This window comes from Deltaproteobacteria bacterium (genome assembly GCA_016709225.1).
Lineage (GTDB): Bacteria > Myxococcota_A > Polyangia > Nannocystales > Nannocystaceae > Xiheibacterium > Xiheibacterium phototrophicum.
Genome location: JADJEE010000002.1, coordinates 2159430 through 2173590, shown reverse-complemented (window position 1 = coordinate 2173590; position 14161 = coordinate 2159430). Strand labels below are relative to the sequence as shown.

Annotated in this window: 6 protein-coding genes; 2 read left to right on the top strand and 4 right to left on the bottom strand. The window is 70.4% G+C overall.

The features are described 5' to 3' along the window. Positions 1-103: 103 nt before the first annotated feature. Entirely contained in the window at positions 104-2572 is a 2469-nt protein-coding gene (locus IPH07_23140; protein ID MBK6920314.1) for a hypothetical protein, read from the bottom strand. Positions 2573-2694: 122 nt separating this feature from the next. Continuing rightward, entirely contained in the window at positions 2695-5583 is a 2889-nt protein-coding gene (locus tag IPH07_23135; protein ID MBK6920313.1) for a tetratricopeptide repeat protein, read from the bottom strand. A 234-nt stretch (positions 5584-5817) separates the two neighbouring features. Between IPH07_23135 and IPH07_23130 the strand changes: the two genes are divergently transcribed. Further along, positions 5818-10755: a hypothetical protein gene (locus IPH07_23130; protein MBK6920312.1), complete on the top strand. Its 4938-nt coding sequence runs from the start codon at positions 5818-5820 to the stop codon at positions 10753-10755. A gap of 33 nt (positions 10756-10788) precedes the next feature. On the opposite strand, the gene IPH07_23125 is transcribed toward IPH07_23130, so the two are convergent. Together IPH07_23125 and IPH07_23120 are read right to left on the bottom strand one after the other, a co-directional pair. Then, complete coding sequence (locus tag IPH07_23125; GenBank protein MBK6920311.1) at positions 10789-12180, bottom strand: serpin family protein; 1392 nt, start codon at positions 12178-12180, stop codon at positions 10789-10791. Between the two features lie 89 nt (positions 12181-12269). After that, a complete protein-coding gene (locus tag IPH07_23120) occupies positions 12270-12878 on the bottom strand; it encodes a scramblase (protein ID MBK6920310.1) in 609 nt (202 codons plus the stop codon). Positions 12879-12979: 101 nt separating this feature from the next. Here IPH07_23120 and IPH07_23115 point away from each other — a divergent pair, with 101 nt between their 5' ends. Beyond that, positions 12980-14152: an aspartate kinase gene (locus tag IPH07_23115; protein MBK6920309.1), complete on the top strand. Its 1173-nt coding sequence runs from the start codon at positions 12980-12982 to the stop codon at positions 14150-14152. Positions 14153-14161 lie beyond the last annotated feature (9 nt).

Sequence of the window (14161 nt, the reverse complement as noted above, 5' to 3'; positions counted from 1 at the left end):
TGCCGCGGCGGTGCCGTACGTTGCATCGCGTGCGTGGCCCCTCGCGCGCGTCGGTCATTCGACCGACGGCGTCGGGCGAGCCACGCCGCGCCGGCCACCGGCGTCACTCGGCGAACGCGAGCGCCTTGCGTAGACGCTCCAGCTCCTTGCGAGCGTCCGTCCACGCGCGCTTGTCGGTGAAGCCATGGCGCTTGCCGTCGTGGATGATGGTCCAGTGGTGACCGGAGAGCGTGCACCACACGAGCTCGTAGACGTTCTTCACGTGATCGTCGTGGACGTAGAAGCCACCTTCGACGGATCGATCGCGCTCGACGGTGATCATGCCGCGGTCGAACATGGTGGTGTTCACCATCCAGCGGCCGTCGACCAGTGCCTTGCTGGCGATGTCGGGCAGGTCCTGCCACAGGAAATCGGGCCAGCCCAGCTGCGCGTTGGCCCGCCGTACCGGGCACCACGCCGCGGGCTCGCCGTCGTCGCCGCGCCGCATGAGGTACTCGAGCTGGGCCTGACCGAACCGAGCGTCGATCGTGATCCGCCACTGCTCGACGCCGGCAGCGTCGTTGATGGCGACCCGCTCGACCTCGAGGCGCGTGACCATGCCGTTCCACACCGGCGCGCGTTCGTCGGTGTCGGCGCAGATCGGCTGGCCCTTGCGCAGCGCATGATCGAGCAGCGTCTGGTACATGCCGGGATCGTCGTAGCGGGCCTCTCGCGTCAGCGTCACGTTGCGCTTGGCCGCCAGCGCCACGCGGTGCTCGTCGGCGGAGATCCGCACGCGCACGCGACGGCCGCTGTGCTCGGCCCACTCGTCGCGCTTGACGATGCTACGGTCGCGCGGGTCGTAGAACACCTTCGTGATGCGCCGCTCGCCGGCGTCGGCGACCTGCGACCCCAGCAGGAACATGCCGTCTTCGGGGCCCTTCGCGCCGGCCCGCAGGTCGAGGGTGATGCGCTTGCGGACCCGCTCGATCTCACCGGTCCGATCGAGCTGGTAGAGATCGATCTCGGCCTGGATGACGCCGTCGGTGACGTCGATCTCGTTGGCATCGCCGTCGCGCGTGCGCACGAAGCGGGGATTGTCGGCGAAGTCGACCTTGGCGAGGTCGGGCAGGAAGCGACCGAACGCGCCGTCCAGGTCGCGCACCTTGGTGCCGTCGAGCTGCAGGCCGACGACCTCGAACGCGTCGCCGCGGCTGCGCGGTGGCCACGTGAAGGCGCGTCCGGTCTTGGTCGCGAACGCGAGCTGATCGCTGCGACTGTCGTTGCGTGCGCCGCCGAACCAACTCTCGCCGGTCTGCCCCTCGTCGGTGCCGTCGAGTGATCGGTAGTCGGAGCCGAGCTCGATCACGCTGGCGACCATCTCCAGCAGGAGACTGCGGTCGTAGGTCTCGGTGGCGCCGGTGTCGGCGCGGTACTCGCTGAGCGTGGGCTGCTCGCGCAGCGCGAGGCCGAGCGCTTCCATCACGCCCTTGACGTCGCAGTGGCCGGCCCACGACACCCACTCGATGGGCTCGGTGGAGACGATGCCGTCGCCGTCCCAGTCGAGCGCGACGTCCCGCCGCAAACGCTTGTCCTTCGGTGCGCGCATGAAGGTCAGCTGCTCCGCATCACGCTTGGCGCTGCGGACGAGGTCGTCGTCGACGCTGACCTTGGTCCCGTCCTGCAGGCGCAGGGTGTCGCCATCGCGGTAGATCCAGGCGCCGGCGTGGCGATGGCGCGAGGCCGGGTCGACGCGCAGCACCTCGTACTCCGGCACCAGAGGATCGCCAGCGGGCACCACCGACGCGATCATCCGGGTCTCTCGGTCGATGAGCAGCGCACCGACTCCCTGCTCGACGTCGCGCTCATCGAGCGCAGGCTCGAAGACGTACTTCGAGCGCATGATCGCGTCGAGGTGGGCGGTCGCCTGCGCTCGTTGGCGGCGCACCGACTCCTGTGACGCCGGCGACAGCACCGCCATCGCGGGCGTGCCGTCGAGCGGAAGCCCCGCGAGCATCTGCTCGAGGTAGTGCACGAAGGCCGCATCGTGGTTGTACGAGTGGTAGGTATCGGTGTCCTCGTCGTCGAACTCGATCACGCCCACGAAGCTGGCGTCCTCGAGCTCGCGGATCGCACGCAGACCGGCGCCTTGTTGGTTGCGGGGGAACTTGCGCGCCTTCACCCACGCCGCCAGCGCACTGCGGGCGTTGGCGAAGAACTGCAGGCGTCGCTGCGCGATGATGCTGTTGCGTGCGTAGCGGCGGCCCTCCTCCGGCAGGCCCCGCAGCGCTTCGGGGTCGAGCGCCTTGCGGTGCTTGCCGAGCACCTGCGTGAGCGCAGCGCGGAGCTCGTCGACGTTCGTCGGGATCGTCGGCGGATCGAACTCCAGCGCGGGGGGATTCGCGTCGGTCGCGGGCGGCATCGCGGTCAGCATGCGCGGGTGGCCGCGATCGCCTTCGCCGACGAACATGCGGATGGTGGTGCGCCCGCCGACGACGACGGGTTGCTCGCGGACATCCTTGATGCGCACCGCCTCGGTGCGCTCGAGGCCAGAGATGTACGCACGGTACGCCGCGTCCTGCTTCACTTTCATCGCAGTGCTACTCCGCCGGCGTTGTCGTCTCGCGCGGCGGCAGCGAGTGTACGACGGCGGATCGCTCCTTCGCAGGGCCCCGAGCCGGTCCTTCGCGGGGAACCGCCCCGATGGCCGTTCGATCAGTGGCTGCGGCGCGGGGCTGCGCTCGCATGGGCCGACAGCCATGCGTCGATCTCGGCCACGCGGTCGTGGACCTCGAGCGCGGCGTAGGCTTCGCGTGCTTGCTCGGCGAGCTGGCGCGCCCGGGCGGGGTCGCCGACGAGCTTGGCCAGCTGGAAGCGAACCAACCCGACCACGCGCGGGCTGACGCCACCGGCGACCCCGCTGGCGACGGCCTGCTCGAGGTCATCGATCGCACCCTTGGTGTCGCCCTGCTCGATGCGCGCGTCGGCGCGTGCCGACAACGTCGACACCACCATGACGTGGTTCGGCCCGAGGATCTTTCGCCGCAACGTCAGCGCCCGCTCGAACGCCGGCATGGCGCAGACCCAGTTCCGCTCGGCGGCGCACAGCTCGGCCTCACTGAGGGCGCTCGCGGCCCGGTCGGGATGATCCGGCGGTAGCACCTCTTCTCGGATCGCCTTGGCCCGCTCGTGTGTCGAACGGGACTCCGCGAGTTCGCCCTTGCGTCGCAGCGCGATCGAGAGGTTGTCGAGGGTCTGCGCGACGGCGGCGGAGCGGGAGCCCTGCACGTGCTCACGGATGGCCAGCACGCGGCGGTGCAGCGCGATGGCCTCGTCGGGCCGGCCTGCCTGGCGCAGCGCGTTCGCGAGGTTGTTGAGGGTGTTGGCGAACTCGGGGTGCTCGGGCCCGAGGATGCGCTCTTGACGATCGGCGACGTCCTGCAGGCGCGCGAGTGATTCGGGCACGTGGCCCTCGAAGAGATCGACGGCGCCGAGGTTGGCTTCGATGCGCAACAGGTCGGGGTGATCGCTGCCGAAACGGTCACGGTACAGCCCGAGCGCCTCGTCGAGATAGCGACGCGCGGCCGGGTACTGACCGCGCGTGGCCATGAGTGCGCCGGCATTGCCGACCAACACCGCGAGCTTGGGGTCGTCGGGCGCGCCGGCACGCAGCCGGCCGAGGATGTCGTCGAACAGGCGCTGCGAGCGTTCGAAGTCGCCGTCGATGGCACACACGATCGCCTCGGCGTTGTCGAGGGCGATGCTCATGCGCTCGTCGCCCCCGAGCGCTTCGACCAGCGACTGACCGAGTCGGTACCACTCGCGCGATGGCGCGGTGTGTTGGAGGTCGTAGCCCTCGATGAACTGCAGCGACAGCACGACCTCGGCGGCCGTGCGGGTCGCGTGTCCGGCGAGCGCGGCGGCGAGCGCCGCGATGGCCTCCTCGCGGCCGCGCTCGAGCTGGCCATCGTCGCCGAGCGCATCCGACCACGCTTCGAGCGTGCGCGCTTCGAGCGGGCGGTGAGCGAGCGCGCGAGCGCGCGGGACCAGCGGCTCCAACACCTCGACCGCCGCGTGGGCCTTGCCAGCCGCACCGAGGGCGCGGGCGCGGGCGATGCCCGCCTCGATCTCCGCGATCTCGGCGCGCGAGGCCTCGTCGGAGGGGGCCGGCGCGAGCGACAACAACTCCGCGCTGGCGTTGCACTCGTCGATCTCCCGCAGGCCGTGGGCGGCGCGCACGGCCTTCTCGACCGTCGCGGGATCGGCCTGGGCGAACACATCCACCAGCGCCTGGAGGTCGCCGCGGAGGCGGTCGTAGCAAGCGACGCGGAGGTCGAGCAGCGCAGCCGACTGCTCGCCGTGGATCTTCGTGGCCGCACACGCGGCGTCGTGCGCCTCGACCCAGGCGTGGCCATAGCGATCGAGCTGCTGCTCGACGCGGTCGACCGTGTCGGTGGCGTACGAGACCCCGGTGCCCTCGAAGGCGCCGCGGATCTCCTCGCGGCGCGCGGCGTCCCAGACGCCCGCGAGCTTGCGCTGCGCGTCCTGGCACGGGCGCTCGCGCGCCAGCATGAGCGCGACACCGGTGGTACCCACGACCGCCGCACCGCCGACCGCCAGCAACAACCACGGCCGCCTTCGCCCGCCGCCGTGGATGGTGGGCGCGAGCGCCTCGAGCAACGCGTCCATGCTCGGGAAGCGGTCGTCGGGATCGCCCGCCATGCCTCGCCGCAGCAGCTTGCCGACCGCTGCAGGTACGTCGCCATCGTCGGTGCCGATCTCGATCTCGCCGGTGTGCTTGCGCAGTGCGAGGTCGGGCAGGTTGTCGCCGCCGAACGCCCGCACGCGATAGAGCGCCTCGTACAAAGCCACGCAGAAGCTGAACTGATCGGCCCGCGCGTCCATCGGCTTGGCGTAGTGCTGCTCGGGCGCCATGTAGCGCGGCGTGCCGACCACGCTGCCCGCGGCCGTGAGCTGAGTGGCGTGTTCGCCGACGAACCCGGGCGTTGGTTCGTCGATGCCGCCATCGGTGTCGGCCGCATCGACGCGTGCGAGCCCGAAGTCCATCACCCGTGGGCGGCCGTCGGCGCCGACGAGGACGTTCTGTGGCTTGAAGTCGCGATGGATCAGACCGACCGCATGGGCCGCCGCGAGCCCCCGGCCTGCCTGCACGAACATCGCGACGATCTCCGCCGGGGTTCGTCGCTGGGCCTCCAACCAATCGCCGAGCGTGTCGGCGGCGAGGAACTCCATCGCGATCCACACGTGCCCGTCGTAGGTGCCGACGTCGTAGACCGGCAGCACGTTCGGATGGGAGATTCGCGCCATCGCCTGGGCCTCGCGGCGCAGGCGGGCCTCGGCGGCGCCGTGACGACGGCTGGGACCCCGGAGCAGCTTGAGCGCGATCTCGCGTTGCAGCTCGGGGTCATAGCCGCGGTAGACCACGCCCATGCCGCCGTGGCCGGCGACGCCCACGACGATGTAGCGACCGATCGCGGTGCCGCGGGGCACGAGGTCATCCGAGACGGCGCGCCGCTCACTGAGCTCGGCGTTCTCGGTGACCATCGAGTCGTGCTCGAGGGCGGTATGTTGCTCGGTCACCATCCAGAGGTGTGCTTGGAGCGATGCTACGGCCTCGGTGATCATATGCCACCGTGGGAGGCGCGGACCCGCGCCATGGCGTGGTTCATCTGAGAGTTACGGCGGCATGCCCGCCAGTGCCCTTGAGACCTCGTTCGTGGGGCTTTCTTCGCCGTGGCCAGGTTTCGATTGCCGGTTTTCGGGGCCCCCTCTAGTGTGGCCGCCGTGAAGACGCGTGGGCTTGCACTCGGGACCGTGATGATTGTCGTCGCTCTCGCGGGCCCTGCTCGGGCGCAGGTCTCGGTGCAGCGGACGCGCTTTGCGTTGCCGAGCAGCAACGGCCACGCCGCGATCGTCGTGGATCTCGCCAATGGTGCGCGCAGGGTGCAGCAGTTCCGCGAGCACCTCTACGCGACCGAGGAGTTCGAGCTGGACGGCGACGGCATGGAGATCTGGAACGGCGCCGGCTTCCAGGCCGTGCACACGCGCGACCTCCTGTTCGACACCTACTTCGGATTGCGTGGACCCGACGGCTCGACCTGGTTGCCCGACGCTGCGATCGATCTCGACGCCAGCGGCTATCTCGGCGTCGTCGACGACGAGGTGGGCGGCACCGGGGTCGTCACGCTGGCACAGAGCTTCGGCGCGCTGTCGGCGACGACCTACGCGTTCACGCCGATGGATCTGCCCCACGCCGGCTTCGTGATGCTGCTGCGCGTGCGCAACGACGGCGACATCGATGCGCCGGCGGTGCAGGCGTTCTCGCTGCACAACTTCCACCTCGGCTTTGGTCGTCCCGGATCGCCCTGGGAGGTCGGCGAGGATCTCGCGGCCAACGGCGAGACCCTCACCCACGACGTCGCCGGTGGTGTCGCCAGCTTCCGCGAGCGCGGCTTCGCCGGCGCGGTGGTCGTGCGCGCGCTCGCACCCGCGGCGCACTTCGGCACTGCGCCAGCACAGAACCCCTACGCGCAGGTCATCGCTGGTGGCGATCTCGGCGACAACGCGCCGTCGCCCGGCGCGGTCGACGATGCGGTGGGCGCGTGGCAGTTCGGCCTCGGTACGCTCTCGCCCGGCGAAGAGGCGTGGGTCGGCGTCGCGGTCGGGCACAGCGGCGATCCGTTCGCGGGCGACGCGGTCGAGACCTGGCTGGACGCGTGGATCGCCGATCGCGATCCGGCGTCGATCCTCGCGGACGAGCGCGCGCAGTGGGCTGCGCTGCACGACACCATCGTGTGGCCGTCGGCCGATGCGTACCAGACCGAGGCGCTGCGGCAGTCGATCGCCATGCTGCGCATGGGCCAGGTGGCCGAGCACGAGGCGTACCTGCGGGAGTGGCTCGACCAGGACGGCGTGCCCCGTCGTACCCGCTTGCCGAGCATCGAGGCGCCGGCGCAGCTGCCCGCGGTGGTGGAGCATCACGGCCACGGTGCGGTGCTGGCGAGCCTGCCGCCCGGCAACTGGACCTACGCCTGGATCCGCGACGGCGCCTACGCGATCTCGGCGATGGCGAGCCTCGGGATGTCGGCGCAGGCGCGCGCGGGCCTCGAATTCTACCTCGGTGCCGAGTCGGGTCGCTTCGCGCAGTGGCAGGAGCTGTCGCGCTACGACATGCCGCCGTACCTCGTCTCGCTGGTGCGCTACCTCGGCTTCGGCGTCGAGGAAACCGACTTCAACGACTTCGGGCCCAACCTCGAGTTCGACGGCTTCGGCCTGTTCCTGTGGGCGCTGGCGAACTACGTCGACGCCACCGGTGACGTCGCGCTCGCCGAGGATCACTGGGACGATGTCAGCACCCGCGTGGCCGATGTCATCCTCGCGTTGGTCGAGCCCGACACCGGCCTGCTGCGGCCCGACTCGTCGATCTGGGAGACGCACTGGAACGGTCGCCAGCGTCACTGGACGTACACCAACCTCACGGCCGCCCGCGGGCTGTGCGATGCGGCGCGGCTGGCCGAGCTGGTCGGCGATGACGCGCGTGCGCAGAGCTACCGCGAGGCCGGCATCGCGCTGCGGGCCGCGATCGCAACGCGGCTGGTCGATGCCGACGGCGCGCTGGTGTCGAACGCGGAGGAGCTCGCCAGCGGCAGCGGCTACTACGACGCCGCGGTCATCGAGGGCATCGCGATGGGTCTGTTCGATCCCCATGGTGCGATCGCCACTGCGACGCTCGCCGGCCTCGACGGCGCGCTGCTGACCGAGGCCAGCGAGATCGGCTGGTCGCGCAACGACGATCGCGTCGACCACGGTGGCGGCGAGGATCTGAGCCCGTGGGGAAGCGACTACGATGCCGCCGAGTGGGTCGTCACCGATCTGCGGGGCGCGATCGCGTTCGGAGCCGCCGGTGACGACGCCCGCGCCGAAGCGATGATGCAGTGGGTCACCGCGCAGACCCTCGCCAACTACGGCATGGTCGCCGAGACCTACGATCCGAACGACGGCACCTATCAGTTCAACACGCCGATGCTGGGCTTCGGCGCCGGCGCCTACGCACTGGCGCTCGCGCACGCGGGTGGGCTCGGCATCGAGCCCGCCTGTGGCGCGTACTACGAGGACGACGGCGGCGAGACCGGTGGCACCGCGGCCGACGACAGCGGCGGCACGGGCGACGGCGGCACCGCCAGCGGCAGCGCCGAGGGTGACAGCGCCGAGGGTGGCAGCTCGGGTGGCAACGGCTCCGCCGCGACCAACGGCGAGGGCGGCAGCGACGGCGACACGACGGGGGATGCGATGCAGGATGAAGGTGGAGGCGGCTGCGGCTGCACGAGTGGATCGGACGCTGGTGTCGGCGCCGGATGGTTGCTGTTCGGCCTCGCCGCGCTGCGTCGGCGCCGGCGCGCCTGGTTGATCGGCGCCGCGATGCTCGGCGGCTGCAACGATCCGCAGGCGCGTGGCGATGGCGACAGCGGCGACAGCGGCGACGTGATGACGACGGTGACCGCGAGCGCCAGCTCGACGATGGGCACCGCCGACTCGTCCGGCGGGCCGACCACGGATGCGAGCAGCGACGGCAGCGGCGATGCCAGCACCGGCGATCCGACCGGTGGCATGGAGGTCGACGTGTGCCCGACCGCGTTCAGCTTCGCGGGCACCGGCGGGGTCACGAACGTACGGATTGCCGGCGAGTGGCAGGGCTTCGACCTCCCGACCGCGGTCGCGATGCGCCAGCAAGGGTCGACGTGGCGCGGCAGCGTCGATCTGCCGCCCGGCCTACACGCCTACAAGCTGGTGGTCGACGACGGCGTTGGCACCTCGTGGATCCTCGATCCCGCGCAGGGGCGTCGCAAGTACGTCGACGACGTCGAGAACTCCGCGGTGCTGGTGCCCGATTGCAACCTGCCGACCCTCTCGGTCGAGTCCCACGCGACCTCCCGACCCGCGCCGGGGCAGGGGCAGATCGAGGTGTCGCTGGCGTACCACGATGGGGCGCCCGGTGACGGCGCCGACGCGAGCCTGTTGCGTGCGGTGCTGCGCCACGACTTCGACGAGCAGGAACTCGGCGGCGACGTCGTCGAGGTCGACGAGCAGACCGGCGCCGTGAACATCACGCTCGCGGGCTTGGACGACGGCAAGTACACCCTCGTGGTCGAGGCCGCCGATCGCGGCGGTCGACGCTCGCTGCCGCTGCGCTTGCCGCTGTGGATCGAGCCCGAGGCGTTCGACTGGCGCGACGCGCTGGTCTACATGGTGATGGCCGATCGATTCCGCAACGGGAGCGCCGGCAACGATCCCGGCCCGACGCCCGGCGCCGATACCCGCGGTGACTTCTTCGGCGGCGATCTCCAGGGCCTGCGCCAGGCCATCGACGACGGCACGCTCGACGAGCTCGGCGTTCGCGCGATCTGGGTGTCGCCGTTCCACCAGAACCCCGAGGGGGCCTACTTGGCCAGCGACGGGGTCCACCTGGTCACCGGGTACCACGGCTACTGGCCGGTGCGCGGCCGCGAGGTCGACGATCGCATCGGCGGCGCCGAGGCACTGCGGGCAATGATCGCCAGTGCGCACGCCCACGGCATCCGCGTGCTGCAGGACTTCGTGATCAACCACGTGCACGAGGATCACGAGTACGTCGCGGAGCACCCCGATTGGTTCCGCACCGGCTGCGTGTGTGGCACCAACGGCTGCGACTGGACCGCCAACGCGCTCGAGTGCAACTTCACATCGTACCTGCCCGACGTCGACCACCGGGTGCCGGAGGCCAACGCCGCGTTCGTCGACGACGCCGTGTGGTGGCTCGATGCCTTCGATCTCGACGGCCTGCGTGTCGACGCGGTGAAGCACGTCGAGGAGGCCGCGACCCGCAACCTCGCGGCCGCGGTCCGCGAGGGCTTCGAGCAGGCCGGCACGCGCTACTTCCTCATGGGCGAGACCGCGATGGGCTGGAACGACTGCCCGGACCCATGCAACGACGAGAACTACGGCACCATCTCGCGCTACGTCGGGCCCTTCGGCCTCGATGGACAGTTCGACTTCGTGCTGTACCACGGGGTCTCGTACCGAGTGTTCGGCTACGGCGACAACGGCATGCTGCACGCGGACTACTGGCTGCAGCACGGCCTCGACAAGTGGCCCGAGGGCGCGATCATGACGCCGTACATCGGCAGCCACGACACCGCGCGCTTCGCCAGCATCGCCGACTATCGCGGCCAGGACGGCGGCCACAATCGCGGCGTGCCGTTCAACCAGTGGACCGACACCGCGGTCGGCCCCGGCGATCTCGAGCCCTATCGACGCGTGCGCGTGGCGATGGCGTGGCTGCTGGGTCTGCCCGGCGCGCCGCTGCTCTACTACGGCGATGAGTACGGGCAGTGGGGCGGCGTCGATCCCAACAATCGCGCGATGTGGCGCGACGAGGGCCAGCTCGGCCCGTGGGAGTCGGACACGCTGGCGTTCACGCGCCTGCTCGGCCAGGCTCGCCGCGAGCTGCCGGCGCTGCGGCGCGGCGACTACGTGTCGCTGTTCGCGAACGAGGACACGCTGGTGTTCGCGCGATCGCTGTCGCCCGGCGATGCCGCCATCGTCGCGCTCACCCGCGCCGATGGACCCCAGCAGATCGACGTCGACGTCGTGCAGCTCGGCCTGCAGCCGGGCGTCGTGCTCGACGACATGCTCGGCGGCAACGGGGCCGTGGTCGACGGCGGCGGTGGGCTCTCGCTCACGATCCCCGGCGACGGCGCGCTCGTGCTCGCGCCCTGATCGCGGACTCGATCGCGGACTCGACGGCCGGCGTCATGGGTCGACCAGGCGACCCATGAAGAGGATCGCGCCGGATTCGTCGTCGCGGATGAAGAACAGGAACGGGTGGTCGGCGACGAACGCCACCGGTGGTTCGCTCGGCGGCGCGGCGCCGGCCGCCATCGCCACCGCGGTCGCGGCGGCGGCCTCGGTGCCGGCTTCGTTCACGTCGACGAAGGCCTTGTGATACGCGTCGGAGATCATCAGCTGCGCCGAGGCCGGCGCCATGCCGGTGAAGTCGGCCTTGCTGGCGTCGAAGGCGGTGTGCAGGCCGAGGCCCTCGAGCACCGGGCGCAGCGAGAGCGAGCCCGCGGGCTCGATGCGAAACTTCGGTAGCGCGAGCTCGACGCGCTCCGCCTTGGCCGCACCGATCCAGGCCGTCAGCAGCTCCGGCGTCAACGCCGACTCGACCGCTGCGAGCCCGTCCTTGGCGTCGGGCAGCACCACCACCATCGAGTAGCTGCCGAAGTAGCCCATCACGAGCACGCGGGCCTTGGCTTCGGACGCGGCGCCGAGGCGGAAGTGATCCACCTGCTTCATCATCTTGACCTGCGCGTCGCCCTTGCCGCCGTGGAAGGTGCCGTCGGTGGTCGCGAACTCCTCGAAGGGCTGGTCCCAGCGGCCTTTGAAGTAGACCGCGTTGACCAACACCATGCGGGTCGAGCTGGCGACACCGCCCTCGGGCAGCAGATCCTTGATCTTGTCGTGGGTGCGCGTGGCGACCCAGCCGTTGATGTCCTGCCGTGCAGCCTCGGCCGCGCCGATGAAATCGACCGACTCGAGCGGCGCGTGGAAGGCCTTGCCGGTGACATCGAGGAACGCCGGCTCGAACGCCACCGTCTTGTCGCCGTAGAGGCGGTTGGCGACCTCGAGCTCGGGTCCGTCGGTGCTCGCGGCGTCCCAGTGGGCCAACATCGCGCCCATGCCGGCATGCAGATCGGCGCCGGCGCCGAAGTGGAACACCTTTGCGAGCTCGGCGGCGGTGTCGCCCTTGGCACCGGCGTGGGTCATCGCGAACGCGATCGCGATGCTGGCCGGCGAGACGAACAGGTTGCCAGGCTTGCTCGCCAGCGCGTGGTGCAGATCGACGGCGAAGGCGTTGATGCTCGCTGCGACGGCGTTGCGGGTGGCGGGGTCGATCACGGCGGGCGTTGCGGGCTCGGTGTCCACGGGCTTGCGCTCGGCGTTCGGATCGGTGTCGGTCTTCGCATCCGCCCTTGGGTCGGGCTTTGCGTCCGCCTTCCGATCGACCTTGGGATCGGCCTTCGCGTTGGCCTTGTCGTCGGTACGCGGCGCCGCCTTGTCGTCGGGCTTGGAGTCCGCGGGGCAGGCGGTCAGCGCGAGCGCGAGGCTCAAGGGGTACAGCGGCGAGGCGATGCGTTGCACGGTGGCCAAGGTCTTAGCAGCCCGTGGTCGGCGTGGGCAACCGCCTGCGCGCCGCCCCATGCGAGCCGGGCTTCCCTAGCGCCCACGCGTCAGCCGTTGCGCTCGAAGTACACGAAGTCGATGAGTAGCGTCGCGGCCAGGCACAACGGACGCAGCTGCGGCGCGGTCCCTGGCGCCAGATCGATGGTGAAGTTGTCGGCGGTCGAGAACATCTCCTTGCCCAGACCGCTCCACTTCTTGCGGATCGCTCCGATCTCGTGGCCACCCACGACCACGCGAAAGGTCCACGGACGGAAGAACGGCCCGTGCAACGACGCGAGTTCCTGCCCGTGGGCGTCGAGGATGCTGAACACGCGGGCGAACCACGCCCAGCGCTGCTGGATGCTGCCGATGAGCGTGCCGGTGGCGTCGGAGAGCAGCGCGCGCGAGAAGAAGAACGTGAACGGTCGATACATCGTCAGCACGAGCTGACCGCTCGCGTCGCGGATCTCGATCGTGAACGGCCGCCCCGACTTGAGGAACATCCGCGAGAAGAAGCCGCCCGCGCCGCCCGCGAGCTCGCCGGCGTAGAGCGCCATGCCGGTGTTGGGATCGCTGACGTCGTAGCGATTTCGGGTCTGCCACCCGGTGAGGATCTCGCCCCACTCCTTGCGTTGCTGGACGACGAGCGCGGTGCTCTGGGCGAGGACGGGCAGCATGGGTGCCATCGTACCAGCGTCCGCGCGCCAGGATTCCACAGGCGTCCCGCTCGGGTTTACAGTTGGCCTCGATTCCGCGAGCCAGCTCGCGAGCACCCACCATGTCGCAGTCCATCGTCGTGCAGAAGTATGGCGGCTCGTCGGTCGCCGACGTCGAACGCATCCGCAAGGTCGCCCAGCGGGTGGTCGAGACCAAGGCAAAGGGCTACCGCGTGGTCGTGGTGGTGTCGGCGATGGGCAAGACCACCGACCAGCTCATGGCCCGCGCGCGGGAGATCTCGGCCTCGCCGTCGCGACGCGAGCTCGACATGCTGCTGTCGTGTGGCGAACGAACCAGCATGGCGCTGCTGTCGATGGCGATCCAAGAGCTGGGCCACGAAGCGATCTCGCTCACCGGGTCGCAGTCGGGGATCATGACCAACGATCGTCACTCGGGCGCCCGCATCCTCGAGGTGCGGCCGTACCGCGTGGAGGACGAGCTCGAGCGTGGTCGCGTCGTGATCGTCGCCGGCTTCCAGGGCGTGTCCTACAAGCGCGAGGTGACCACGCTCGGTCGCGGTGGCTCCGACACCACCGCGGTCGCCCTCGCCGGGGCGCTCGCGGCCGAGTACTGCGAGATCTGTTCGGATGTCGATGGCGTCTACACCGGCGACCCGCGGGTGGTCGAGGCCGCCGAGCTGATCGAGGCCATCTCCCACGACGCGATGCTCGAGTTGACCTCGCACGGCGCGAAGGTGCTGCACGCAGAGTCGGTCGAGTTCGCGCGGCGCAGCGGTGTGGCGCTCTATGCCCGCGCCAGCTTCAGCGAGGGCAGCGGCACGCGAATCGATCGCGCCGAGAACATCACGACCGATCGCGCGCTGTCGGGCGTGACCGGCCAGCGCAACCTCGTGCGACTGCGGGCCTTCGGCGCGCAGTCGATGGATCGCATGCTCGCCGCGGCCGCGGCGGCGGCCCTGCCGGTGCTGCACCTCGACGCCGATCACGAGATCGCCGACCTGTGGTTCGGCCTGGCCGACGTGCCCGACTGGCCGACGGTGCGCACGCAGCTGATGGGTCAGGTCGAGATCGAGGAGAGCTGCGGCGCGGTGTCCGTGGTCGGCGATTTCTTCGGTCGCAATGCCGCCGCGCTGGCGAAGACGCGGTCGATCGCCGCGGGCATCAACGTGCCGATCAAGGCCATGGCAACGTCACCGCTGCGCGCGACGTTGTTCTGCGCCGACGAGGACGTCGATCGGCTGACGCTGGCGATGCACCGCGCGTTCTTGCAGTGATGCGTCGCG